General features: G+C 49.5%; 22 protein-coding genes. 11 read left to right on the top strand and 11 right to left on the bottom strand.

The window, feature by feature from the left end:
* The 6 genes from O6P33_RS06805 to O6P33_RS06780 all read right to left on the bottom strand — a co-directional run bounded on the left by O6P33_RS06805 (position 1) and on the right by O6P33_RS06780 (position 5,914).
* The gene (locus O6P33_RS06805; RefSeq protein ID WP_269817044.1) at positions 1–1,845 is read right to left on the bottom strand and encodes a nitric oxide reductase activation protein NorD; all 1,845 of its coding nucleotides are present in this window, start codon (positions 1,843–1,845) and stop codon (positions 1–3) included.
* Positions 1,846–1,968: 123 nt separating this feature from the next.
* Entirely contained in the window at positions 1,969–3,393 is a 1,425-nt protein-coding gene (locus O6P33_RS06800; protein WP_269817043.1) for a cbb3-type cytochrome c oxidase subunit I, read from the bottom strand.
* 74 nt (positions 3,394–3,467) lie between these two features.
* The gene (locus tag O6P33_RS06795; protein WP_269817042.1) at positions 3,468–3,908 is read right to left on the bottom strand and encodes a c-type cytochrome; all 441 of its coding nucleotides are present in this window, start codon (positions 3,906–3,908) and stop codon (positions 3,468–3,470) included.
* A gap of 334 nt (positions 3,909–4,242) precedes the next feature.
* Entirely contained in the window at positions 4,243–4,512 is a 270-nt protein-coding gene (locus tag O6P33_RS06790) for a cytochrome C oxidase subunit IV family protein (RefSeq protein WP_269817041.1), read from the bottom strand.
* A gap of 9 nt (positions 4,513–4,521) precedes the next feature.
* Positions 4,522–5,118 (bottom strand): cytochrome c oxidase subunit 3, encoded by a 597-nt coding sequence (locus O6P33_RS06785; RefSeq protein WP_269817040.1) that lies wholly within the window; start codon positions 5,116–5,118, stop codon positions 4,522–4,524.
* Positions 5,102–5,914: a CbbQ/NirQ/NorQ/GpvN family protein gene (locus O6P33_RS06780; RefSeq protein ID WP_269817039.1), complete on the bottom strand. Its 813-nt coding sequence runs from the start codon at positions 5,912–5,914 to the stop codon at positions 5,102–5,104. Before O6P33_RS06780 ends, O6P33_RS06785 begins: the two co-directional genes overlap by 17 nt.
* A 283-nt stretch (positions 5,915–6,197) precedes the next feature.
* On the opposite strand from O6P33_RS06780, the gene O6P33_RS06775 reads away from it, so the two are divergent.
* The 11 genes from O6P33_RS06775 (at position 6,198) to O6P33_RS06725 (ending at position 16,165) form a co-directional block, all read left to right on the top strand.
* Positions 6,198–7,877, top strand: a complete 1,680-nt coding sequence (locus O6P33_RS06775) for a cytochrome D1 domain-containing protein (RefSeq protein ID WP_420094983.1) — start codon at positions 6,198–6,200, stop codon at positions 7,875–7,877.
* Between the two features lie 44 nt (positions 7,878–7,921).
* Entirely contained in the window at positions 7,922–8,260 is a 339-nt protein-coding gene (locus O6P33_RS06770; protein WP_269817037.1) for a c-type cytochrome, read from the top strand.
* The gene (locus tag O6P33_RS06765; protein ID WP_269819433.1) at positions 8,257–9,441 is read left to right on the top strand and encodes a cytochrome D1 domain-containing protein; all 1,185 of its coding nucleotides are present in this window, start codon (positions 8,257–8,259) and stop codon (positions 9,439–9,441) included. Before O6P33_RS06770 ends, O6P33_RS06765 begins: the two co-directional genes overlap by 4 nt.
* Before the next feature lie 10 nt (positions 9,442–9,451).
* Positions 9,452–9,916 (top strand): Lrp/AsnC family transcriptional regulator, encoded by a 465-nt coding sequence (locus O6P33_RS06760; RefSeq protein ID WP_269819432.1) that lies wholly within the window; start codon positions 9,452–9,454, stop codon positions 9,914–9,916.
* Positions 9,913–10,410 (top strand): AsnC family protein, encoded by a 498-nt coding sequence (locus tag O6P33_RS06755; RefSeq protein WP_269819431.1) that lies wholly within the window; start codon positions 9,913–9,915, stop codon positions 10,408–10,410. The genes O6P33_RS06760 and O6P33_RS06755 overlap by 4 nt, the downstream gene beginning before the upstream one ends.
* On the top strand, positions 10,410–10,853 hold the full coding sequence (locus tag O6P33_RS06750; RefSeq protein WP_269819430.1) for an Lrp/AsnC family transcriptional regulator: 444 nt from the start codon (positions 10,410–10,412) through the stop codon (positions 10,851–10,853). Before O6P33_RS06755 ends, O6P33_RS06750 begins: the two co-directional genes overlap by 1 nt.
* Positions 10,828–11,337, top strand: coding sequence for a nitrite reductase (locus O6P33_RS06745; protein ID WP_269819429.1), 510 nt, complete (start codon positions 10,828–10,830; stop codon positions 11,335–11,337). Before O6P33_RS06750 ends, O6P33_RS06745 begins: the two co-directional genes overlap by 26 nt.
* Before the next feature lie 2 nt (positions 11,338–11,339).
* Positions 11,340–12,518 carry a heme d1 biosynthesis radical SAM protein NirJ gene (gene nirJ / locus O6P33_RS06740; protein ID WP_269819428.1) on the top strand — a complete coding sequence of 393 codons (1,179 nt, stop codon included), beginning with the start codon at positions 11,340–11,342 and terminating at the stop codon, positions 12,516–12,518.
* Positions 12,519–12,577: 59 nt separating this feature from the next.
* A complete protein-coding gene (gene cobA / locus O6P33_RS06735) occupies positions 12,578–13,414 on the top strand; it encodes a uroporphyrinogen-III C-methyltransferase (protein ID WP_269819427.1) in 837 nt (278 codons plus the stop codon).
* Positions 13,405–14,916, top strand: coding sequence for a nitrite reductase (locus tag O6P33_RS06730; RefSeq protein ID WP_269819426.1), 1,512 nt, complete (start codon positions 13,405–13,407; stop codon positions 14,914–14,916). Before cobA ends, O6P33_RS06730 begins: the two co-directional genes overlap by 10 nt.
* A gap of 148 nt (positions 14,917–15,064) precedes the next feature.
* Complete coding sequence (locus O6P33_RS06725) at positions 15,065–16,165, top strand: methyl-accepting chemotaxis protein (RefSeq protein ID WP_269819425.1); 1,101 nt, start codon at positions 15,065–15,067, stop codon at positions 16,163–16,165.
* Positions 16,166–16,242: 77 nt separating this feature from the next.
* On the opposite strand, the gene sucD is transcribed toward O6P33_RS06725, so the two are convergent.
* From sucD to O6P33_RS06700, 5 genes are all read right to left on the bottom strand, one after another.
* The gene (gene sucD / locus O6P33_RS06720; RefSeq protein ID WP_269819424.1) at positions 16,243–17,124 is read right to left on the bottom strand and encodes a succinate--CoA ligase subunit alpha; all 882 of its coding nucleotides are present in this window, start codon (positions 17,122–17,124) and stop codon (positions 16,243–16,245) included.
* Positions 17,121–18,293, bottom strand: a complete 1,173-nt coding sequence (gene sucC, locus O6P33_RS06715) for an ADP-forming succinate--CoA ligase subunit beta (RefSeq protein WP_269819423.1) — start codon at positions 18,291–18,293, stop codon at positions 17,121–17,123. Before sucC ends, sucD begins: the two co-directional genes overlap by 4 nt.
* Before the next feature lie 157 nt (positions 18,294–18,450).
* Entirely contained in the window at positions 18,451–19,887 is a 1,437-nt protein-coding gene (lpdA, locus tag O6P33_RS06710; protein WP_269819422.1) for a dihydrolipoyl dehydrogenase, read from the bottom strand.
* 72 nt (positions 19,888–19,959) lie between these two features.
* Positions 19,960–21,168, bottom strand: coding sequence for a 2-oxoglutarate dehydrogenase complex dihydrolipoyllysine-residue succinyltransferase (odhB, locus tag O6P33_RS06705; protein ID WP_269819421.1), 1,209 nt, complete (start codon positions 21,166–21,168; stop codon positions 19,960–19,962).
* Positions 21,169–21,241: 73 nt separating this feature from the next.
* The gene (locus O6P33_RS06700; RefSeq protein WP_269819420.1) at positions 21,242–24,073 is read right to left on the bottom strand and encodes a 2-oxoglutarate dehydrogenase E1 component; all 2,832 of its coding nucleotides are present in this window, start codon (positions 24,071–24,073) and stop codon (positions 21,242–21,244) included.
* Positions 24,074–24,183 lie beyond the last annotated feature (110 nt).

Below are 24,183 nucleotides of genomic sequence, written 5' to 3'. Positions count from 1 at the left end.
CTATTGGGTCAACTGACGATACAATTGCGGTAATCGCGTTGGCAAATGCTCAGGCTCACGGATCACGGTGTAGCCATTGGCACCGAACATGTATGGCAGATAGTCAGCCGCTTCTTTATCAATGGTGATACAAAAAGGAATGACGCCCATTTTCTGCGCTTCTAAAACCGCTTGGCGCGTATCTTCCACGCCATAACGGCCCTCATAGAGGTCCAAATCATTGGGCTTGCCATCAGTGACCAACAACAAGACACGGCGCTTATGCGGACGGTCTTTTAATAGCGCAGTGGCTTGGCGAATCGCTGCCCCCATGCGTGTGTAATAGCCGGGTTTCAAACCTTGAATGGTACCGCGCACGCCGTCTGCATAACGCTGATCAAAGCGTTTGATTTCTTGCATGCGCACCTGATGGCGCCGCAAGGAAGAAAAGCCATAGAGGGCAAAATCATCACCCACAGCCGAAAGTGCCTCGCCAAACAGCAGCATACTGTCGGCCACCACATCAATAACGCGGCGTTCGTCATTGATGTGCGCATCAGTGGACATGGATAAATCCGCCAGTAATAAACAGGATAAATCACGCTGCTGCTGGCGTTTTTCCATAAACAAACCACGCTCAGCCACTTGCCCACATTGGCGTTCCACATGAAAATCTAAGCAGGCTTGTAAATCCAGCTCATCACCTTGCGCTTGTTGATGCAACCAACGTGGCTCACTGCGTAAATTCTCGAACTGGCGACGGATGCGGCGCGCCAGCTGACTCAAACGCAGCGGTAAGGGTGCTGCTTCTTGGTCACGTGGTTGCATCATTTGCACATTAACAAAGTCCGCTTGCAAAGCGTTTTTACGAAAATCCCACTCGGGCAGTTTGATGCCCTCACCCAGCGGAATATCATCCACGTCAGCGGGGGGTAAATCCAAGTGCAGCTTTAAACCGCCGCCTTTACGTTTACGCTTGCGCGATAAAGCAATTTCATCTAAATCATCAGCAACCCGCGCCGCATCGAGATCTTCGTTGTCATCACCACAACGATCGACATCAATGTGCTCTGACCAACTGAATAAGTTTTCTAGGCGAAATAACAATAAACCTTCTTTCCCCGAGTTATCTGCAACTCGTTTGGCTTGCTTGCGTACATCACGGCCTTCGCCTTGTGCTGCACCTATCACATCACCTTCATCGTCCTCACTTTCCAGATCACTTTTTTGCGGGTCACCTAAGCGTTCAGCAGGATAAAGCCACAGCGGTAACGGAAATGGCGCGCGCTCAGTGACAGGAAAATCCACCACACTGCCCGGCTCTAACAATGCTTGGCGTAAAGCCCGCTCTAAAGCGGCTTCGTTGTTCTTTAATGTATTTGGATTGGGACGCAAGGCTAAATGCGCTTGCAGCAAACGCTGATAACGCGGGCGCATGGCAGGGTATTGCTGCAGAAGATTTTGCGTCCAACGTTGATTATCACGACCCCAGTGGCACATTTTGTCAGAGGTGGCGGCCAGTAAAGCCAACCAGCGATACAAGTCACGGTTGAGTTCCTGATCAGGGTACACCGCTAGGCTGGCAGGTAGACGTAAGTTCTCCGCATCCGCCCAAGCAACGGCTAATTGTAAGCTGCTACCGGCAATTTGCTGCACCAATGAGCGGCGCAAGACCATTTTACGCGCACTGGAGGCCTCCACCGCCACACCAGAAGCGCCGCCTAAGGCACGAAACAACACGGCTAGCGAGCGCTGCATATCTTCCAGATCTACCTGCGCTTCAGGAAAACCTGGGTCAGCACGTCGAGTGATAAATTTGTGCCAAATCTCACCGGCCCACTCTTCAACTTCAACACCAATGCCCATACCCGACCCCTCTTTCGGTTGTGCCAGCTGCAAAGAACGCTCATAGCGCTGGCGCTCAAACAACTTCGGCCCACTGGATAAGCTGGGCCGAAGATCCTTACCTCATCACATTAATTTACGTGACTATGCGCGCCCAGCAACGGCTGCTGTCACTTGCTCAGTACGACCACGCTGGCGGAAGCTCAGTAAGTAAGCCACTAAACCGATCAAGAAGATCACCCCCGCAGCTAAACGCAGCCAGTAGAAGATAAACAACTGATCCTGAGTCGCCATAAAGCCTAATGCAGCGCCATCCTCTGGTATACGTTGCAACCAGATTTGCACAACACCCGCGGCAGACAGGAACAATGTGATAAACACCATGCTGATGGTCATCAACCAGAAGCCCCACATCTCCAGCACTTGTGCTTTATTATCCGCAGCTTCGCCAAGGCCACGCAGCTTCGGCATTGCGTAAGAAATCAAGGTCATCACGATCATGGCATACGCACCATAGAAAGCTAAGTGACCATGAGCTGCAGTTAACTGCGTACCGTGCGTGTAATAGTTAACTGGCGCTAGGGTATGCAGGAAGCCCCAAACACCGGCACCTAAAAACGCAGTCACAGTCGTACCCATCGCCCATAATGCAGCGGCTTTATTGGGGTGCTCACGACGACGGCGGTTGATCATATTGAAGGCAAACAACACCATCGCAAAGAAGGGTAACGGCTCCAGCGTGGAGAAGATCGAACCGACCCACAACCATACCGTTGGCGCACCAATCCAGAAGTAGTGGTGACCCGTACCTAAGATGCCGGAGATCAGCGCCATGGCGACAATCACATACAACCACTTCTCAATCACTTCACGGTCCACACCGGTGATTTTGATCAGTACGTAAGCCAGCATCGCGGCCATGATCAATTCCCATACGCCTTCTACCCACAAGTGCACCACATACCACCAGTAGAACTTATCGCGGGTGAGGTTATCTGGGTTGTAAAAAGAGAACAGGAACATCACTGCCAAACCGATCAGGCCGGTCATTAGTACTACGTTAATCGCAGTCTTACGGCCCTTTAGCACTGTCATACCAACGTTGTACAAAAAGCCTAAGCAGACCACCACAATACCGACCTTCGTGATCAGTGGTTGCTCAAGGAACTCGCGTCCCATGGTCGGCAAGAGATCGTTACCGGTCATCTGCGCCAGCCCAGCATAGGGTACAAACAAGTAACCTAAGATGGTCAACACGCCCGCTACAGCAAACACCCAGAACAAAATCATCGCGAGCTTGGGACTGTATAGCTCACGATCCGCCTCCTCAGGGATCAAGTAGTACGCAGCGCCCATAAAGCCGAATAACAACCAAACTATCAGCAAGTTGGTGTGCACCATACGTGCGATATTAAAGGGGATCAGCGGGAACAAGAAGTCACCGACAATGTATTGCAAGCCCATTATCAAGCCAAATAGAATTTGCCCAACAAACAAAATCAGCGCAAATACTAAGTACGGCATGGCCACCTTTTGCGAGGTGAATTTTAAGTACGGATTATTGGTCATAACCAGTTCCCCTTAGACTGCCAAGCAACAGAGCTGGCAGAGCGTAAATGTTCAAAAACAATCGAGCAGGCATATCAACCCTCCTTGTTTGGTGGCCAGTTATTGGTATCAATTTTTGAACTCCACTTAAGGAACTCGGTTAAGTCATCCAACTGGGCATCGGTTAAGTTGAACTGCGGCATTTGCCGGCGACCAGGAATATTGGTGGGCTGTGCTTTCATCCAAGCAGGTAAGAAATACTTAAAACCTTCCTCACCACCACGACGGACAAACACGTTCCCCAACTCCGGAGCAAAGTAAGCCCCCTCACCCAGCAAGCTGTGACAGCCAATGCAGTTATTTTCTTCCCAAACCAATTTTCCACGCACCACTGACTCTGTCAGTAACTCGCTATTGGTACGTTCAGGGATAGTTCTTTCTGTGTGGTAAGTGAGCGCAAGAAACACCAAGATGAAGAATAGACTTCCTCCATAGTAAATATTTCTTGCCATACCTTTAGTGAATGTTTCAGACATGACGCCTCCTAATGAGTTATGCCCGCTCATCATAGAAACAGTTGCTTACAAACCCACTTGATAGCAATCAAGAATTACCAAGTGCCGCACTGGGTTATTAGCTAAAGGCCTACATTACGTGGCTCACACAGTAGATTGCGAATGACTAGTCAGCATTTTAATGCGACCTAGCGCACATTAACGGAGCACTAACAGCGCTTAGAGAGGGCAGAGAAGGTAGATAGGGTTATCAGGGAGAGTCGTATCAAGAACAATCAAGCAGGACATTGTGTCCGCGCGCAAGCGTATAGAGACGCCCTTGGCGTTAAGAAAAATCAGGCTGCAAATACACTATTCAGCTCATAAAGCGAGGCAGCAACAAGGTCACAGCAATAATCAAACTCATGGCCACAGGCCAGCCATACATGATGATGCGCCAGCGCCGTTGCGTGTGTCGCAATTCCATAAAGCCATCAATAATCAAAGCTGATTTAATAACAGCCACTGCCAATACCGCGCCAACCTGAGTGGCCAAGGTCAGCGTGCTGGCCCCCAGATAAACGGTCACAGCGGTTGCCAGCACCAAGAGCAACCAGCACACAAACAACACCTTTGTATTGGACATACTGCCGCCCTACCCCAGTAAATACACCAGCGGAAAGATAATCACCCAAGCCAAGTCAATCATGTGCCAATACATCACCCCAGATTCCATACCGCTGCGGTTATCGGCAGTAAAGCCTAATCGCCAACAACGCCAAGCTAAAAAAGCCAACACCAGCAAACCCAGCCACACATGCAAAAAGTGAAACAAGGTCACCAACCAATACAGAGTGAAGAACATATTGTATTCAAGGTCAAAGCCGGCTTGAGCTAAGTGCGTATACTCACTGAGTTTAAGCACCACATAGACCATTGCCGAAGCTATCGCCGCGATCAATAACACAGCCGCTTGCCGCGCTTGATTCACCCGTACCCGCTCCACTGCCAGCGCCGCTAAAAAGCCCGATGACAGCAAACCTACCGTCATAGCAAAGCCTGTGGAGGGATCCAACTCTGCGCGCCCTGCTTGGAACATCTCAGGGTAAAGCATTTGCGTGACACTGAAGGCAATAATAAATAGCGTAAAAGCCGCTAATTCAGCCAGAATAAAAATCCACATGGCCAAATCGCCCGGCAGTGCCTGACTGGCAGCAGGCGCGACTAACGGCGCGTTACTCGAAGTGGACATCAACCACATCCATTAAAGCCGCCACTGTTTGTGGGTCATCGCTTAACGGCTCAGCCAAACAGGCTAAGCAGGCTTCACGCACCGGCATCCCCGCTTTAATCATGCGTGCGGCAAAAATCAGTAAGCGCGTTGAGGCCACTTCTTCCAGGTCATGGTTCTCTAAACGGCGCAGGGCCTGCCCCAGTCGAACAATCTGCGCCGCCAGCTTACTCTCCACCCCTGCTTCAATTTCAACAATTCTCTGTTCTTCTGCAGCACTTGGATAATCAAAGCGCATGGCCACAAAGCGTTGGCGAGTACTGGGCTTCATGCCTTTGAGCAGGTTTTGATAACCGGGGTTATAGGACACCACCAGCATAAAATTAGGCCCTGCTTTAATCGCCTCACCGGTGCGTTCTAAGAACAGCTCACGGCGGTCATCAGCTAGAGGATGCAATACCACTGCGGTATCTTGCCGCGCTTCGACCACCTCATCTAAGTAGCAAATACCGCCTTCACGCACAGCACGGGTTAACGGACCATCTTGCCACCAAGTGCCCTCAGCACCGATTAAGTGACGGCCAACTAGATCAGCAGCACTTAAATCATCATGACAAGCAACGGTATACAACGGCAAGTTCAAACGGTGCGCCATATGCTGCACAAAGCGGGTTTTGCCACAGCCGGTAGGCCCTTTAATCAGAACTGGCATCCCATGCTGCCAAGCCTGTCGAAAGACCGTTTCCTCATTACCAAGTGTCTGATAAAAGGGTTCTTCACTCGTTAAAACACTCTCTTGCTGCAGGCCAGTATTCACGTTGCATACCCTACTAATTAACTTGGTTATGCCTACGTTAACCGCCCTCTGCCTGCAGGCTCAACTGCTTAAAAAGTCATTCTTGATTGCCGTCAAGCACAATGTTTAGACCTATGTTTAGGATGGCAATGCACACACGATTTACCCGGGATATGCCAATAAGCAACTCAAATGAAAACAAAATGATTGCACGGCTCGCCAACAAACAAGAGCGCGATCATTTACAGGAGATTAACTTATGTCTATTAAAGGCAAACCATTTTTGGCGGGTATCGTGGCCGCCATGTCGATGTCACTGCTAAGCTTTTCCATAGCGCATGCCACAGCCAACCCTGAGGAAGCTGAAGCCGCTTATAAGGGAGCTGCTTCCACTGTGGATCCAGCCAGCGCTAAAACGGTACGCACTGCTGGTGCTCCTGATCTCAGTGACTCAGAGTTTGAAATGGCAAAGGAAATTTATTTCCAACGCTGCGCAGGCTGCCATGGGGTCTTACGTAAAGGTGCAACAGGTAAACCACTAACTCCAGATATCACTCAAGAACGTGGGCAAGCTTACCTAGAAGCATTGATTACCTACGGCTCCCCAGGCGGCATGCCAAACTGGGGAACATCCAACGAGCTCAGCAAAGAGCAAATCACTTTAATGGCCAACTACATTCAGCACACACCACCGACACCGCCTGAGTGGGGCATGCCGGAAATGAAAAACTCTTGGAAAGTTCTAGTTAAGCCCGAAGACCGCCCAACTAAACAAATGAATACACTCAACCTTGGCAATATCTTCTCCGTCACGTTACGCGATGACGGTAAAATTGCCTTGATTGATGGTGACAGCAAAGAAATTATTAAAACCATTGAAACGGGCTATGCAGTACACATTTCACGCATGTCGGCGTCTGGCCGCTATTTATTTGTAATAGGTCGTGATGCGCGCATTGATATGATCGACTTATGGATGGAAGAACCAGCGCGTGTTGCTGAAATAAAGGTAGGTATCGAAGTACGCTCTGTAGAAACCTCTAAATTCGAGGGTTACGAAGACAAGTACGCTATTGCCGGCTCATATTGGCCACCGCAGTACACCATTATGGATGGCGAGACCCTTGAACCTCTGCAAATTGTCTCCACCCGCGGCATGACCGTTGATACCCAAGAATATCACCCTGAGCCTCGGGTGGCGGCGATTATCGCTTCCCACGAGCACCCTGAGTTTATTGTTAACGTTAAAGAAACCGGCCGCATTTTGCTGGTCAACTACAAAGACATTGACAACCTAACTACTACCAGTATTGGCGCTTCATTGTTCTTACACGATGGCGGCTGGGACAGCACACACCGTTACTTTATGACAGCGGCCAATAACTCTAACCAAGTCGCGGTAATTGACTCCAAGGAACGCAATCTTGCTGCCTTAGTGGATGTCGGCAAGATACCACACCCAGGCCGTGGAGCTAACTTTGTTCACCCTAAATTTGGTCCAGTTTGGGCAACCAGTCACCTAGGTGATGAAACAATTTCTTTAATTGGTACCGATCCTGAACAGCATCCAGAGCACGCTTGGCAAGTGGTCGAAACCTTAAAAGGTCAAGGCGGTGGCTCACTGTTTATTAAAACTCACCCTAACTCTACCAATCTATATCTGGATACCACCTTCAACCCTGACGCTAAAATCAGCCAATCAGCTGCGGTATTTGACATTAACAACCTTGATGCAGGTTACAAGGTTCTACCTATTGGTGATTGGGCTGATATCGACGGTGGGGTAAAACGCGTACTGCAACCTGAGTACAACGAAGCCGGTGATGAGGTTTGGTTCTCAGTATGGAGTCAGCAAGACGAGGTGTCTGCCATCGTGGTGGTTGATGATAAAACACAGAAACTGAAAAAAGTCATCAAAGACAAACGCTTGATCACCCCAACGGGTAAATTCAACGTGAATAACACCCAGCACGATGTGTACTAAACGAGCACTCTTGTAGAGTAGTCGGCAATACTTAGGAGGACGCTATGATAACCAGCAAGCATGCAACACTTTATTTAACGGTGTTCATGGCGTCACTCCTTACTCTTCCTACAAGCCTGGCGGCACCCATAGCGAGTGAACGCCAAGCAACACTTGAACACCTGCTTATTCAAGACTGTGGTTCCTGCCATGGTCTACGCATGACCGGCGGCCTTGGCCCGCCACTGACCCCGCAAATTTTATCCGACAAGTCCCGCGATAGTCTGATTGCTACAGTGATGTTCGGCCGCCCAGGTACTGCTATGCCACCATGGCAAGCCTTACTCAATGAGCACGAAGCGGCTTGGATGATTGATCGCCTGTTACAAGGAGTTACCCCATGAGACGTCACTTTGGCGTTGTACTTTTAGCCTGTTTATTAACTGCATGTGTTGCTCAACCCTCTCATCCATTGCGTGGCAGCGGTGACTTAGGGATCGTCATTGAACGTGCAAATGGCAGCGTCAAAATTGTTGAACACTCAAATAACAGCAGTTTGGCCCGAGTTGAAGGTTTAGGTGATTTATCCCACGCCTCGGTGGTGTTTTCCCGTGATGCCCGCTTTGCATATGTATTTGGACGCGATGGTGGCCTAACCAAAATTGATCTACTTACCGCGAAAATTGATAAACGTATTATCCAAAGCGGCAACAGTATTGGCGGTGCCATTAGCCAAGACGGTCGTTTAATTGCTGTGGGTAACTACGAGCCCGGCGGGGTTAAAGTTTTTGCTGCCGACACTTTAGAACTGGTGGCTGATATTCCTGCGACCACTGTTGCCGATGGCAGCCGTGGTTCACGGGTGGTGGGTATGGTCGATGCACCTGGAAAGAAGTTTCTAGTCAGTTTATTTGATACCGGCGAAATTTGGATTGCCGACTTTAGCCAAAGCAATACTCCAGCAATCACGCGCTTTACCAATATTGGCGACCAGCCGTACGACTCCATGCTGACTCCTGACGGCCGTTACTATATTGCCGGTTTATTTGGTGAAGACGGTTTAGCGCTGCTGGATCTATGGCACCCTGAACAGGGGGTCAAACGTATTCTCGATGGCTATGGCCGCGGCAACGAGAAACTTCCCGTCTATAAAATGCCCCATTTGGAAGGTTGGACAGTGGCCGGTGATCACGCCTTTGTCCCAGCCGTGGGTCGCCATCAGATTTTAATTATGGACACCAATACCTGGCAACAGGCCGGTAGCGTGGATGTCATTGGTCAACCGGTATTTGTCATGGCGCGCCCTGATGCACGGCAAATCTGGGTCAACTTTGCCATGCCTGATAACCAATATGTGCAAGTGATTGATAGCGAAAGTCATACGGTTATTGCCACCCTAGAGCCGGGTCCTGGTGTGCTGCATATGGAATTCACCCCCCGTGGTGAACAGATTTGGATCTCGGTGCGCGATAAGGACGAGATACAGGTATGGGATACCGCAACTTTACAAAAAGTTCACACCCTACCTGCAGACAGTCCCAGCGGTATCTTCTTTAGCGATCGAGCTCACCGCATCGGTCTATAGGAGTTTTAACATGGACGATCTGTGCTTACGGATGCTGGATCGTTTCCAGCACGATTTACCCATTTGTGCTGAACCTTACCAAGCTATAGCAGAAGAGTTGGGCTGCAGCGAAGAAGATATTTTTCAGCGCTTAGAGCAGCTCAATCAGCGCCAAGCTTTATCCCGGGTTGGGCCTATCTTTGACCACAGCGTAGCGGGCGCCAGCACTTTAGTTGCGTTGGCTGTGCCTGAAGCGCGGATTGAACAAGTCGCTGCGCAAATCAATGCCCTAGATGAAGTGAATCACAACTATTTGCGGGAGCATGATTGGAATCTTTGGTTTGTCCTGACCGGCCCCAACCGTGCCCATCTTGATCAAACCCTAATCCATATTCAACAGCAGACTGGATTAACCCCCTTAGATCTGCCGATGCTGACTGCTTATCAAATCAATTTAGGCTTTGCTTTAGGCAAAGATTCGCAGGTGCCATCATGAGCGATGGATTAACCCTTGAGCAACAGCAGCAATTGCGGCGCTTGTTGGAGCACGGTTTGCCACTGGCCTCCCGCCCTTATCAAGTCTTGGCTGAACAAATTAATAGCACTGAACAAGCTGTTTTACAGCATGTGCAAGACTTAAATGCGCAAGGTCTATTTCGACGCTTTGGCATTGTGGTTAAACACCGTGCGCTGGGTATCAATGCCAATGTGATGCTGGTGATGGACATTGAAGATGAACGGGTACATCAAGTGGGTGCAGCACTGGGCGAAGCGCCGGGGGTCAATTTATGTTATCGCCGTCCACGGCGTCCGGGCTGGCCCTATAACTTATTTTGCATGGTCCATGGGCGTGATCGCCAAGCGGTAGAAGCCCATGTGGCAGAACTCTTAGAGCAACATAACTTACTCCAGCGTCCCCATCATTTGCTGTTTAGCACCCGTGCCTTTAAACAACGCGGTGCACGTTACAGCCAAGTCGGAGCAACTTAATGGATGAATTTGATCGTCGACTTCTCAACCGTTTACAGCTTGGCTTGCCGTTAGTCCGTGATCCATGGAGCGCGCTGGCAGAAGAGCTGCAATGCAGCGCTGAAGCGATTCGACAACGCTTACAGGAGTTACTGGATGACGGCACCTTAACCCGTTTTGGGCCTATGTTTGATATCGAACAGCTGGGCGGTGCTTTTACTCTTGCCGCAATGACGGTGCCCGAACAGCGCTTTGATCAGGTCACTGAACAACTCAATGAGCTGCCCGCGGTGGCGCACAATTACCGCCGCGAACACGCGTTTAATATGTGGTTTGTATTGGCCTGCCCAACCCCAGAAGGCATTCAACGCAGCATCGCTGAAATCGAAGCCCTAACCGGTTTGTCCGTCCTCAACTTGCCCAAGGAGAAGACCTACCATGTCGGCCTCCATTTCCCCCTCTGATCAACAGCTGGCCCAACAGCTGATTACCCTCACCGAAGCCGGCCTGCCTCTGGTGGCTGATCCTTGGGCCTGGATTGCTGAGCGCATGCAGCTCAGTGTGGATGACACCCTTGCTTTATTACAGCGCTTACAAGACAGCGGCGCGATTCGCCGGATTGCTGCAGTACCCAATCATTACCGCCTTGGTTATACCTTTAATGGCATGACCGTTTGGGATGTGGACGATGCTCAGATTGACCGCTTAGGTGAGATCGTCGGCAACCTTCACTTTGTCAGCCACTGCTACCGTCGTCCGCGCTTGCCTGGCTGGCGCTATAACTTATTTGCCATGGTGCATGGCAAGAATGCTGAGCAAATTGAATACGAGCGAAATCTTATTCGTGATCAACTCGGTGCTGCCTGCCGTGCTGATACGATGCTGGTCAGTAGTCGTATTCTAAAGAAAACGGGTTTGCGGCTGGCCACTCAGCGTCAGGAGAAGTAACTATGCTAAGAATCAGCACTTATTTACGCGCCCTTGCCGGGCAAAGCCCAGCTCCTCGGGCGGCCAAGCCCGGCAGTACCCGGGCACCCGTGGTTATTTGGAACGTGTTGCGCCGTTGCAATCTGACCTGTAAGCACTGCTACTCAACCTCAGCGGATATCGACTTTAAAGGTGAACTGAACACTGCCGAAGCGCTAGCCACCATTGACCAGCTGCATGCTGCAGGGGTTAAGGTATTGGTTCTCAGTGGCGGTGAGCCTTTGATGCGTCCGGATATTTTCCAGTTAGCCGAACATGCTCGCCAATACGGTTTTTATGTGGCTCTCTCGACCAATGGCACTCTGATTAACGAAAGTAATATTGAGCAAATTGTCGCAGCACAATTTGATTATGTGGGTATCAGTATTGATGGTCTTCCCGATATTCATGATGAATTTAGACAAATGAAAGGCGGTTTTACCGCCTCAATGCATGCCGTTGAACTCTGCCGTCAGCATGATATTCGGGTGGGTTTGCGCACCACTTTAACCATGCACAATCATGCTCAGCTTCCCGACTTACTGGAGCTGATGCGTGAATATGATGTGCAAAAATACTACCTCTCACACTTGAATTACAGCGGTCGTGGCAAGCGCAGCAGTAAAATCGATGCGCACTGGCAGATGACCCGCGATGCCATGGATCAGATTTTTGATCGCGCTTGGGACGATGTGCAACACGGCATCGAAACGGATTTTGTCAGCGGTAATAACGATGCCGATGCCATCTTATTGCTGCAATGGACCGAACGTCACTTACCGCAACACCGTGCACAAATGGAAACCATGCTGCGCGCTTGGGGCGGTAACGCTTCCGGGGCTGGGGTGGCCAATATTGACAACCTCGGTGATGTGCACCCTGATACCTATTGGCAGCAACACACCTTAGGTAATGTACGCAAACAGGATTTTAAAGATATTTGGTTCAATAACGCAGCCCCATTATTGCTACAACTGCGCCAGCACCCCCGTCAGGTTAAGGGCCGCTGCGGTGAATGCCAGTGGTTAAGTATTTGTAATGGGAATACCCGTACCCGCGCTTGGGCCGGCGGCAATTTGTGGGCTGAAGACCCGGGTTGCTATCTGACTGATGAAGAAATTGGCATCGCTGCTTTAGCAGAAATTAAATGCGTAGCGCTATAGGTTTGTCACACCTTGGTGATGATTTTATTACTGTGACCTGAAGTCACTTTGGAGCTGACATGGATCAGAAAACCGCTCTCCCCGCTGCTCTACACGCTGCTTTCGCTCCCGGCGATGTGGCTTTAATTGGTGCCGGTCCAGGTGACCCAAGCCTTCTTACTTTGCGCGCTTGGAGCTTGCTGCAGCAAGCTGATGTGGTGGTCTACGACCGCTTGGTGAGCCCAGAGCTTTTAACCATGATACCCGAGCGTTGCCAGCGTCGTTTTGTCGGTAAAGCCAGTGCTAATCACAGCTTACCGCAAGATAAAATCAATCAACTGCTGGCTGATCTCGCGCAACAAGGCTTACGTGTGGCTCGACTCAAAGGCGGTGACCCCTTTATCTTTGGCCGCGGCTCAGAAGAACTTAACTTTCTGTTACAGCGTCAGATCAACTGCCAAATAGTGCCAGGTATTACTGCGGCTTCAGGTTGCACCGCTTATGCTGGAATTCCCCTAACCCACCGTGGTGTAGCGCACTCTTGCCAGTTTATTACCGGTCACTTACAAGAAGATGGCGAGCTACATCTACCGTGGAAAAGCTACGCTGACCCGAAGAAAACCTTAGTGTTTTATATGGGCTTAAGCAGTCTTGAAGAAATCTCCAGCGAATTGATCAAAGCTGGCTTAGCCGCAGATACACCGGCAGCCTTGATTGGTAGCGGCACATATGCCGAGCAACAAGTGATCCGCGGTAGCCTTGCAGAATTGCAGGCCATGGCAGATAACGCTGAACTGACCCCACCCACCTTAACCATTATTGGTCACGTAGTTGCCCTGTTCAGTGGCTACCCTGTGAGCCATCCAGCGCTTATTAACCCTATGGCTGTAGCGGCTAAGGAAGTACTATGCGTATAACCCTCAGCTTAAAATCCCTTGCCGCGCTGTCTTTATTAGGCCTTGCTACTAGCGCCGCAGCCAGCACTGACTCGGATTTTAGCGCCACTGAACACCTGTATCAACAGCACTGCACAGTGTGCCATGGTGCACAACGGATCGGTGGTACCGGACCTGCGTTGTTGCCAGAAAGTTTAGGCCGGATTAAAAAACCTGAAGCCAGCAAAGCCATTAGCGAAGGACGCCCTGCCAGTCAAATGGCCGCTTTCCAAGATATTCTCAGTGTTGAGCAGATCGAAAACATGGTGGCGTACTTATACACTCCAATCGATAACCCACCCACTTGGCAAGACAGTGATACGCGCGCCAGCCACCGTCTCTTAGCCGATCAAGGTGCCTTACCGGAGACGCCACAACACAACGCTGATCCGCTAAACTTATTTGTGGTAGTGGAAGCCGGCACCCACCATGTCACCATTTTAGATGGCGATAAATTTGAGCCTCTGACCCGTTTTCAATCGCACTTTGCTCTGCATGGCGGGCCCAAGTTCTCTCCTGATGGCCGCTTTGTTTATTTCGCCTCGCGGGATGGCTGGGTAACAAAATACGACCTGCATAACTTCACCATGATTGCCGAAACCCGAGTGGGCCTAAATACTCGTAACCTTGCGGTGAGCAACGATGGCCGTTGGGTGCTGGCGGGTAACTATTTACCGGGCAACTTAGTCTTACTCAATGCCGATGATCTAACCTTAATCAAAAGCATTGCTACAGTAGGTCAAGATGGTACCCCATCGCGGGTCAGCGCCGTCTATACCGCACCACCACGGGACAGTTTTGTCGTGGCGCTGAAAGACTCCCATGAAGTGTGGGAATTATCCTATGCTGGCACGCCAGATTTCATCCCACGGCGTATTATTGGCCAAGACTACTTAGACGATTTTTCCTTTACCCCGGATTACCGCTACTTATTAGCCACGTCCCGTAAAGCCCACGGTGGACAGGTGATTGATCTGGATACCGGTGAATCTATCACTGATATTCCATTGCCTGGTATGCCGCATTTAGGTTCAGGGATTTATTGGCAGCGTGATGGCCAATGGATATTTGCCACACCCAATATCAGCCAAGGCCTTATTTCGGTACTGGACTTAAAAACTTGGCAGCTGATTAAAGAAATTCCCACTGAAGGCCCAGGTTTCTTTATGCGCAGCCATGAGAATTCCAAGTACGCTTGGACTGATGTGTTCTTTGGCCCCAATCAAGAAGCCGTGCACTTAATTGATAAGCAAACCTTAGAGATTGCCCATACTTTGCGTCCTATGCCGGGCAAAAATGCTGCCCATGTGGAGTTTACCAACGATGGCAGCCACCTGATCCTCAGTGTTTGGGACACTGAAGGCGCGTTAATTGTTTACGATGCCAATACTTTAGAAGAAGTAAAACGTATCCCTATGAACAAACCATCTGGCAAATACAACGTGGGCAATAAAATTGAATTTGCCGAGGGTACATCACACTAATGCACAAGGCCTATGCCTGCCTAATAGCCTGGTGAAGAATAACGCCGCCCCACATGGACGTTTGTACGCGATAGTTCATTACCAGCCTTACTCTCTGACAAGGGCGTACTTCACTGCCCTACTGATTGCGCAGCAATAGAGGCTTACTATGTGGTTCAAATGGAAGAAAAAAGCACTGCAGTTGCAGCAGAAAAACATCAGTTTAGAAGCTGAAAACACGCAGCAACGTGCACATATTCAACAACTACAAGAGGCGTTAGCCCGCTCACAAAGCAGCGCGGCAAGCCACCAACAGCAGTTGCAGTTTAATCGTGGTGTTTCAAGCAACCTGATTCGCTTTGGTAGTTCAATAGCGCACCTCGGCGACTCTTTTGAATACCTTGCTGAGCAAATGGAGCACAATAAGCAGCATGCCCAGACTGTTGCTCACGCCACCACGACCAACCAAGATAACTTCACAGAACTGCAAAGCAAAGCCCTTGCCATGGAAAGTGGCCTTTTAGAAACCACTGACAAAATTGACACATTGGCGCTGCACACACAGGAAATTAACGGCATTGTTGACCTGATCAGCGGCATTGCCAGCCAGACCAACTTACTCGCTCTTAATGCCGCCATTGAAGCTGCGCGAGCCGGTGATGCCGGCCGAGGTTTTGCTGTAGTGGCCAGTGAAATCCGCCACCTTGCCGAGCGCACCGCTTTAGCCACCACCGATATTGTCCACAAAATAAATGAAATCCAAACTGAAACGAAACAAGCGCACGATTACATTCAAAGCCAAGGGCAACTTGCACAAGATTTTAATGACACAACACAGCAAGCCGTTAGCGCCATGCGCGGTTTACATTCTTTAGCGCAGCGCATGCGTAAGGACATCGACCGATCGGCGCTACGTGCAGGCATAGAGCTGGCTAATCTCGATGAGCTGTCACTAAAGTTCATTGTTTACAATCATCTGCTCGAGCAGGAGCCTACAAGCGTGCCACAACTCCCCACTGATCATGAGTGCCGCTTTGGCCGCTGGTATTATCATAATCACAACCGCAGTCTGCATAATATTGCAGATTTTCAACGGATTGAACGCCCCCACAGCAACGTACACGAACAAGGTCAGCATGCCATGCAAGCCTATCAACAAGGTGCGCTGGAAGACGCCGTGCAGCATTTACAAAACATGGAAGTGGCAAACCTTGAGGTGATGCAAGTGGTCACTGCTGTGCTTGAACACCTTGAGCAACAACAAGACTAAGCCTTGGCTAAGTCTATAAGCACAAAAAAGGCGCTGCCTGGATAAGGGAGCGCCTGTATGCTAACCACACAATAGCTTTATTTATGCTTCCAGCCGGTAATTTGCGCTAGCGCTGTACCGATATCGGCTAATGAGCGAACAGTTTTTACTCCAGCATCTTCAAGTGCGGCGTACTTTTCATCAGCCGTGCCTTGACCTCCGGAAATGATCGCACCTGCGTGCCCCATCCGCTTACCCTCTGGTGCTGTCACTCCAGCAATATAGGACACCACAGGCTTGGTTACGTGGGCCTTAATAAAAGAGGCAGCCTCTTCTTCTGCAGTACCGCCAATTTCACCAATCATAACAATAGCTTCAGTTTGCGGATCGGCTTGGAATAGCTTTAAAATATCAATAAAGCTTGAGCCAGGAATTGGATCACCACCAATCCCCACGCATGTGGACTGACCAAAACCAGCATCGGTAGTTTGCTTAACCGCTTCGTAAGTCAAGGTGCCTGAGCGGGAAACCACACCCACTTTACCTGGCATATGAATAAAGCCTGGCTGGATACCTATTTTACACTCGCCTGGGGTAATCACACCTGGACAGTTCGGCCCGATTAAACGCACACCCAACTCATCACACTTAATTTTCACATCCAGCATATCTAAGGTGGGAATACCTTCGGTAATGCAGACAATCAGTTTGATTCCTGCAAATGCCGCCTCTAGGATGGAATCTTTACAAAACGGGGCAGGCACATAAATCACTGAAGCATCTGCACCAGTGGCTGCCACTGCCTCTAAGACAGTATTAAAAACCGGCAAACCAAGATGGGTAGTGCCACCTTTACCTGGGGTAACTCCACCGACCATTTGTGTGCCGTAAGCAATCGCCTGCTCTGAGTGAAAAGTACCTTGCGCACCAGTAAAGCCTTGGCAAATCACCTTGGTATCTTTATTAATTAAAATACTCATGCCTGCTCTCCTTTAGCTGCTTTTACAACTAACATAGCAGCCTCACTTAAACTGTTTGCGGCAATAATATTCAAGCCACTCTCAGCTAAAACTTTACTGCCTAAGGCAGCGTTATTCCCCTCTAAGCGCACTACCACAGGGACTTTCACCCCAACCTCTTTAACTGCGCCAATGACCCCTTCAGCGATCATGTCACAACGCACAATTCCGCCAAAAATATTGATTAAGACCGCTTTAACATTGTCGTCAGATAAAATAATTTTAAATGCTTCAGAAACGCGCTCTTTAGTTGCGCCGCCGCCCACATCTAGAAAGTTGGCTGGTCGACCACCGTGATGACTGACAATATCCATGGTCCCCATGGCTAAGCCGGCACCATTGACCATACAACCAATATCACCATCAAGGGCAACATAGTTCAGTTCAAACTGCGCTGCATGGGCTTCCCGCGGGTCATCTTGACCAGGGTCTTGCATGGCGCGTAACTTGGGCTGACGATACAAGGCATTACTATCGATAGTAATTTTGGCATCTAAGCAATGCAAATTACCGTCGTTTTTAATCACCAGGGGGTTCACTTCCAGCAACGCTAAGTCATGGGCCACAAACAGCTTGGCTAAACCTAAAAAAATCTTGGTGAACTGTTTAACTTGTTCATTTTGTAAACCCAAGGCATAGGCTAAATAACGGCCCTGAAACGGCTGTGCGCCGATGGCTGGGTCAATAGTCACTTGCAAAATTTTATCAGGTGTTTCACTGGCAACTTTTTCAATATCAACTCCACCTTCAGTGGAGGCCATAAACACCACTCGACGTGACGAGCGATCAACCACTGCACCTAAGTACAGTTCTTGGGTAAAGTCAGTGCAGGCTTCCACAAGAATACGATTAACTGGCTGGCCATTGGCATCAGTTTGATAGGTCACTAAACGTTTGCCTAACCACTGTGCAGCAAAGTCTTGGGCATCCTCAGGACTGGTGACCAATTTAACGCCACCTGCTTTACCGCGACCTCCTGCATGCACTTGGGTTTTTACCACCCAACGCTCACCACCAATTTCGTGACACGCCTGCGCTGCGGCTTCAGGTGTTTCCACTGCAATCCCTGTAGATACAGGCAAGCCGTATTCAGCAAAGAGCTGTTTTGCTTGATATTCATGAAGATTCATACTGCCCTACCATTGAGTTCAGATTATGCGTAATACGCCGAATACAGACTGTAACGGCGGCTTTCTACTGTATTGCCTACCTCTAGGCACCAATTTACCTTGGTTCCCCAGCCTAGGGCAGAACGAATACCGCCCCTAAAAAGGGGCGGTAGATCAATCAACGTTTTTTGCGGTTTGCTATATGAATAGCTTTCCCATTCACGGCGAGCGCCGCTTCATGGAGCGCTTCCGATAAGGTTGGGTGCGAGAACACCATCAAGCCTAAATCTTCAGCACTGGAGCCAAACTCCATCGCAATTGCGCCCTGTTGCACTAACTCTGCAGCACTTGGGCCAATCACATGCACACCTAAAACGCGATCAGTTTCTGCATCGGCAATGATTTTCACAAAACCTGCGGTGTCATTAGCAGCCATAGCACGACCGCTAGCGGCAAATGGGAATACACCCACATTGATTGCCACACCGTCACCTTTCAACTGCTGCTCAGTTTGACCAACACCAGCAATTTCTGGGTGGGTGTAAATAACACTTGGAATCAGGTCATAGTTCACCTGCGCTTTATTACCAGCAATGCGCTCTGCAACCATAATGCCTTCTTCCGAAGCCTTGTGCGCCAACATTGGGCCACGAACCACGTCACCTACCGCATACACACCAGGTACGCTGGTTGCACAGATATCATCGACGAAGATAAAGCCACGCTCATCGATGGTCACTCCGCTGTCTGCCGACAACACATTGTTGGTGACTGGACGACGGCCAACAGCAACAATTAACTTATCAAAAGTCATGTGTTGCTCGCCTTTAGCGTCGGTGAAGTTAACAGTAACTTCGCCATCTTTAACTTCAGAACCTGTCACTCGTGCGCCTAAGCGAATATCAAGTTTTTGCTTAGCAAAAATCTTCAATGCTTCTTTGGCCACTTGCTCATCGACTGCAGAAAGGAACTTATCTTGTGCCTCGATTACAGTCACTTCAGCACCTAAACGTGCCCAGACTGAACCCAACTCAAGACCAATCACACCCGCGCCAATAACGCCCAGTCTTTTCGGTACGGCTTGGAAATCCAATGCGCCGGTAGAGTCAACAATGACATCTTGATCAACCGGTGCTGGCGGAATATCAATGGGCTGGGAACCAGCTGCGATAATCACGTTTTCCGCTTGGTAAACTTGCACAGTGCCGTCTGCTGCAGTGACTTCAACTTGCTTGTTAGCCAGCAACTTACCGTGCCCTTCAATGGTGGTCACGCCATTGGCTTTAAATAAGCCAGCGATACCGCCAATCAGGTTTTTCACAATAGTATCTTTACGGCCAATCATTGCGGGTACATCTATCGCAACGTCTTTGACGTCAATACCGTGTACCGCAAAATCAGCTTGAGCTTCATGGTATTTCCAAGAGCTATCCAGCAACGCTTTAGATGGCATGCAACCCACGTTTAAGCAGGTACCGCCCAGTGCCAATTTGCCGCTTTTGTCTTGATATTTTTCGATACAAGCTGTTTTAAGGCCCAGTTGCGCTGCTTTAATCGCCGCAACATAGCCACCAGGGCCTGCACCGATGACAATTACATCAAATTTCTGACTCATGAGATTTCCTCGTTATGTGGCCTAGCGCCACGTACTGCTGCCATTTATACACAATAAATGGCAGCAGAATTATCAGATATCCAGCAATAAGCGTGCTGGGTCTTCTAACAAATCTTTCATGGTGACAAGGAAAGTCACTGCTTCTTTGCCATCAATTAAACGGTGGTCATAGGATAACGCTAAGTACATCATTGGTAAAATAACCACTTCACCGTCAACCGCCATTGGACGATCTTGGATTTTGTGCATACCCAAAATCGCCGTTTGTGGTGGGTTAACAATTGGTGTAGACAGTAAGGAACCGAACACACCACCGTTAGAAATGGTGAAAGTACCACCGGTCATTTCTTCTAAAGTCAGCTTGCCGTCGCGTGCTTTCAAACCTAGCTCACGAATTGTACCTTCCACTTCTGCCAAGCTCATAAACTCAGCATTGCGCAGTACAGGTACGACTAAACCACGCTCGCTGGATACCGCAACACCAATATCTTGATAGCCATGATAAACAATATCGCCACCATCAATCGAAGCGTTAACACCTGGCTGACGCTTCAGTGCCTCAACCGCAGCTTTAACGAAGAAAGACATAAAGCCTAAACGTACACCGTTATGGGTTTTCTCAAACAAGTCTTTGTACTTGTTACGTAGATCCATAATAGGCTTCATATTGACCTCGTTAAACGTGGTCAACATCGCCATAGAGGATTGTGCTTCAACCAAACGCTCAGCAACTCGAGTACGCAGGCGTGTCATTGGCACACGCTTCTCAACACGGTCACCCTCGGCAAAGAGCGGTGCTTGTGCGGCTGGAGTTGGAGCCTTAGGCGCTGCGGCAGGCTTGTTAGCAACAGCGGCTACTGCGTCTTCTTTGGTTACGCGACCGTCTTTACCTGTGCCTTTGATAGCGGCAGGATCAAGGGCGTTTTCTTCAGCAATTTTGCGTGCAGCCGGAGACAACTGCGGCTCTCCTGCGGCTGGAGCTGGAGCTGCTGCCTCAGCAGTAGCTGCGGGTGCTGCGCTGGCTGCCGGTGCTGAAGCTGCAGCCTCAGTATCCAACTTACCTAACAGCTCACCACTGAGCACTGTTGCCCCTTCTTCAGCAACAATTTCAGTAATCACGCCATCGGCTTCAGCCAACACTTCCATAACCACTTTGTCAGTTTCGATATCAACAATCAGCTCATCGCGCTTAACTGCTTCGCCCACTTGTTTGTGCCATGTTGCAACGGTGCCATCAGCGACCGACTCGGGAAAAGCTGGGGCTTTAATCTCAATAGCCATAATAATAAGTTCCTATACAATTCGGTTGTTACGTAAAAGCCACATTGATATTCAATGTGGCTTTCTCGCTGATCTAGACTACAAATGCATCCTGCAGTAACTGCTCTTGCTGCTCTGCGTGCATTGATGGGTATCCACAAGCCGGTGATGCTGAAGCAACACGACCAGCGTATTGCAGTTCTAATGTGGGCTTGTAGGCAGTCGCTACACGACGCATATGGTGCTGGCTTGGATACCAAGCGCCCTGGTTCATTGGTTCTTCTTGACACCAAACGATGTGTTCAAGGTTCTTGTACTTAGCAAGTTCCTCAGACAGATCTGCTTCAGGGAATGGATACAGCTGCTCAATACGTACAATCGCAGTGTTATCTAAACCATCATTACGACGCTTTTCTAACAGGTCATAGTACACCTTGCCGCTGCACATAATGACACGCTCGACCTTGTCCGCATCCAATGCATCAACTTCGCCAATTACGTTCTGGAACGTACCTTCAGCTAAGTCTTCAAGTGTTGAGATCGCCAGCTTATGACGCAACAACGACTTCGGCGTTAATGCAACCAACGGCTTGCGCAACGGACGAATCGCTTGACGGCGCAGCATGTGATACACCTGTGCAGGCGTAGTTGGCACGCAAACCTGAATATTATGCTCAGCGCATAACTGCAAGAAACGCTCTAAACGTGCAGATGAGTGCTCAGGACCTTGTCCTTCATAACCATGTGGCAGCAACATGGTTAAACCGCATAAACGGCCCCACTTGGTTTCACCACTGGTAATAAACTGGTCAATCACCACCTGCGCACCGTTGGCGAAGTCACCAAATTGTGCTTCCCAGATCACCAATGCATTCGGCATGGTGCTGGCATAACCGTACTCAAATGCCAGTACTGCTTCCTCAGAGAGGAAAGAATCGTACATGTCGAAACGCGGCTGATCTTTATACAAGTGCTGCAGACTAATGTAAGTCTCACCATCTTTTTGGTTGTGTAACACCGCATGACGGTGCGAGAACGTACCACGGCCTACGTCTTGACCAGTAAAACGAATTGGGTAGCCTTCAAATAACAAAGTGGCGTACGCAGTTGTTTCTGCAAAGCCCCAGTTAATTGGCAAGCCACCGGCAGCCATTTTCTGGCGATCTTCAAGGATTTTAGTCACCTGACGCTGAACCACGAAACCATCTGGGGTTTCCTGCATTTTCAGAGCCAGCTTCTGCAATGTTTTCAGATCAAAACGCGTATCAAAGCGCGGGGTCCACTTGTGCCCTAGGTACGGGCGCCAATCAACAAATAACTCTTTGTTTGGCTCTTTCACCAAGCTTTGTACAACGTGTAAACCGTTGTCCAGTGCTGTGCGGTATTCGTTAGCGAGCGCTTCCACTTGCTCAGCTGTTTGCACTCCATCTTTAATCAAAGCATCAGCATAGAGCTCACGGGTGGTACGTTGCTTGCTAATTAACTTATACATTAAAGGCTGAGTACCACTTGGCTCATCCGCTTCGTTGTGACCACGGCGGCGGTAGCAGACTAAGTCAATCACCACATCACGCTTAAATTCCATGCGGTAGTCAACTGCCAACTGCGTGACAAATAACACTGCTTCTGGATCATCACCGTTCACATGTAAAATCGGTGCTTCGATCATTTTTGCAACGTCTGTCGCGTATTCGGTGGAACGTGTGTCTTCGCGCTTATTGGTCGTAAAACCAACTTGGTTGTTGATCACAATACGAATTGTCCCGCCGGTTTTGTAACCACGGGTTTGCGACATTTGGAAAGTTTCCATTACCACACCTTGACCTGCAAACGCAGAGTCACCGTGAATGGTAATAGGCACAACTTTGTCGCCAACTGGATCGTTACGACGGTCTTGACGGGCGCGCACAGAACCTTCCACAACTGGAGAAACAATCTCAAGGTGTGAAGGGTTAAAGCTCAGCGCCAAATGCACTTCGCCGCCTGGGGTCATCACGTTGGAAGAGAAACCTTGGTGATATTTAACGTCACCTGAAGTTAAGCCTTCAACACGCTTGCCATCAAACTCATCGAAAAGATCACGGGGGTTTTTGCCATAGGTATTGACTAGAACGTTTAGACGTCCACGGTGCGCCATACCTACTACAATTTCTTTCGCGCCGTATGAGCCTGAGCGTTGAATAATCTCATCCATTAATGGAATAAGGCTCTCACCACCTTCAAGACCGAAACGCTTAGTCCCTGGGTACTTTGTGCCCAAGTAGCGCTCTAAACCCTCACCGGCCGTCAGTCGCTCAAGAATATGCGTGCGCACTTCTGGTGAATAGCTTGGACGGCTACGCACACTTTCTAAGCGCTGCTGGAACCAGCGACGCTGTTCTGAATCGACAATATGGGTATAGTCAGCACCAATGGTGCGACAATAGGTATCTTGTAAAGCTTGCTGGATCTCACGCAATGTAGCTTCTTCTTTGCCGATATTTAAATCGCCAGTACGAAACACACTGTCAAGATCTGCATCTGTTAAGCCATAGTGCTGTACGGTCAGGTCTGGCTGCATTGGACGCACCCATAAACCCAGCGGATCAAGCTGAGAGGCTTGATGACCACGCATACGGTAGGCTTGGATTAAACGGAGCACTTCAACTTGTTTTTTCTCATGTTCGGTGCTGATGCTGCCAGCAGACACTGGCTGAGCTCGTCTTTGGTTTTTCGCCAATAAGACAAATTGATCACGAACTGTAGAGTGCGAAACGTCAGTACTTAAGCCACCGTTAGCCGGTAGTTTTTGGAAATAAGTACGCCACTCTTCCGATACGGAGTTCGGGTCGTGCAGGTAGAGTTCATATAGCTCTTCCACATAGGCAGCATTTCCACCGGATAGGTGTGCGCTGCTCCACATGCGCTGCATTACGCTTTCTTGCATGCTAGGTCACCCTTGATAAGGGGGACGCTACCGGCATGGAAACTTAACGGCCTTAAGTCACAAAAAGCGACTTGGATAAAGCCACTACGATCCCCGCAGATAGTCCGAGT

This window comes from Denitrificimonas caeni, assembly GCF_027498055.1.
GTDB lineage: Bacteria > Pseudomonadota > Gammaproteobacteria > Pseudomonadales > Pseudomonadaceae > Denitrificimonas.
Note: the sequence above shows the minus strand (reverse complement) of the source record. Positions and strands in the feature narration are given on the sequence as shown.

Bases quoted from the DNA above. Each gene is read 5' to 3' on its own strand.
- nirJ (WP_269819428.1), top strand. From the start codon at position 11,340: ATGCTAAGAATCAGCACTTATTTACGCGCCCTTGCCGGGCAAAGCCCA.
- O6P33_RS06700 (WP_269819420.1), bottom strand. From the start codon at position 24,073: ATGCAAGAAAGCGTAATGCAGCGCATGTGGAGCAGCGCACACCTATCC.
- O6P33_RS06790 (WP_269817041.1), bottom strand. From the start codon at position 4,512: ATGTCCAATACAAAGGTGTTGTTTGTGTGCTGGTTGCTCTTGGTGCTG.
- O6P33_RS06795 (WP_269817042.1), bottom strand. From the start codon at position 3,908: ATGTCTGAAACATTCACTAAAGGTATGGCAAGAAATATTTACTATGGA.
- O6P33_RS06770 (WP_269817037.1), top strand. From the start codon at position 7,922: ATGATAACCAGCAAGCATGCAACACTTTATTTAACGGTGTTCATGGCG.
- O6P33_RS06775 (WP_420094983.1), top strand. From the start codon at position 6,198: ATGTCGATGTCACTGCTAAGCTTTTCCATAGCGCATGCCACAGCCAAC.
- O6P33_RS06730 (WP_269819426.1), top strand. From the start codon at position 13,405: ATGCGTATAACCCTCAGCTTAAAATCCCTTGCCGCGCTGTCTTTATTA.
- O6P33_RS06765 (WP_269819433.1), top strand. From the start codon at position 8,257: ATGAGACGTCACTTTGGCGTTGTACTTTTAGCCTGTTTATTAACTGCA.
- cobA (WP_269819427.1), top strand. From the start codon at position 12,578: ATGGATCAGAAAACCGCTCTCCCCGCTGCTCTACACGCTGCTTTCGCT.
- O6P33_RS06755 (WP_269819431.1), top strand. From the start codon at position 9,913: ATGAGCGATGGATTAACCCTTGAGCAACAGCAGCAATTGCGGCGCTTG.
- O6P33_RS06785 (WP_269817040.1), bottom strand. From the start codon at position 5,118: ATGTCCACTTCGAGTAACGCGCCGTTAGTCGCGCCTGCTGCCAGTCAG.
- sucC (WP_269819423.1), bottom strand. From the start codon at position 18,293: ATGAATCTTCATGAATATCAAGCAAAACAGCTCTTTGCTGAATACGGC.
- O6P33_RS06750 (WP_269819430.1), top strand. From the start codon at position 10,410: ATGGATGAATTTGATCGTCGACTTCTCAACCGTTTACAGCTTGGCTTG.
- O6P33_RS06745 (WP_269819429.1), top strand. From the start codon at position 10,828: ATGTCGGCCTCCATTTCCCCCTCTGATCAACAGCTGGCCCAACAGCTG.
- O6P33_RS06760 (WP_269819432.1), top strand. From the start codon at position 9,452: ATGGACGATCTGTGCTTACGGATGCTGGATCGTTTCCAGCACGATTTA.
- O6P33_RS06800 (WP_269817043.1), bottom strand. From the start codon at position 3,393: ATGACCAATAATCCGTACTTAAAATTCACCTCGCAAAAGGTGGCCATG.
- lpdA (WP_269819422.1), bottom strand. From the start codon at position 19,887: ATGAGTCAGAAATTTGATGTAATTGTCATCGGTGCAGGCCCTGGTGGC.
- O6P33_RS06805 (WP_269817044.1), bottom strand. From the start codon at position 1,845: ATGGGCATTGGTGTTGAAGTTGAAGAGTGGGCCGGTGAGATTTGGCAC.
- odhB (WP_269819421.1), bottom strand. From the start codon at position 21,168: ATGGCTATTGAGATTAAAGCCCCAGCTTTTCCCGAGTCGGTCGCTGAT.
- sucD (WP_269819424.1), bottom strand. From the start codon at position 17,124: ATGAGTATTTTAATTAATAAAGATACCAAGGTGATTTGCCAAGGCTTT.
- O6P33_RS06725 (WP_269819425.1), top strand. From the start codon at position 15,065: ATGTGGTTCAAATGGAAGAAAAAAGCACTGCAGTTGCAGCAGAAAAAC.